The organism is Planctomonas deserti (genome assembly GCF_003067705.1).
GTDB lineage: Bacteria > Actinomycetota > Actinomycetes > Actinomycetales > Microbacteriaceae > Planctomonas > Planctomonas deserti.
The window spans coordinates 1-500 of sequence record NZ_QANL01000259.1; the positions used below are offsets into that span (position 1 = coordinate 1).

1 protein-coding gene is annotated in these 500 nt (G+C 68.4%); it reads right to left on the reverse strand.

The features are described 5' to 3' along the window. Window positions 1–54: 54 nt before the first annotated feature. Window positions 55–500 (reverse strand): MBL fold metallo-hydrolase (locus tag DAI20_RS18340; protein ID WP_159085191.1); only part of this gene is annotated, 446 nt, incomplete at its 5' end.

Below are 500 nucleotides of genomic sequence, written 5' to 3' on the forward strand. Positions count from 1 at the left end.
CGCCGATGCGCCCCGATCGTTAACGCCTGCCCGCGCAACGGCCGCAGGACCCGATCAGAAGTCCCAGAACACCGGCACCCAGCGGAACGTCTCGCCTTCCAGCGACACCCGGCCCACTGACGGGAACGGAAGATGCGTGGCCACCAGCATTTCGCCGGTGCCGGCCAGTTCCTTCAGCAGAGCGATGCGTACGCGTGCGGATTCCTCCGGGTCGTGCTCGAAGCCGTTGTGCCAGTTCGGCTGGTCGAAGCCGACCGCGAACACCGCGTCACCGGCGAAGGTCAGGGCCTGCCCGGCAGACGCCACGCGCACCACGCAGTGGCCCGGGGTATGCCCCCCGGTACGGTGGGCCGTCACGCCCGGCGCGATCTGCTGTTCGTCCTCGAAGGTGTGCACGTAGCCGCTGTACTCGGCCCAGAAGTGCTTGGCCGTGGCGCGCAGCGCATCGGGGAACCCTTGCGGCATGTTGGTGCGGCTGAAGTCCGGCGACTTCCAGAACT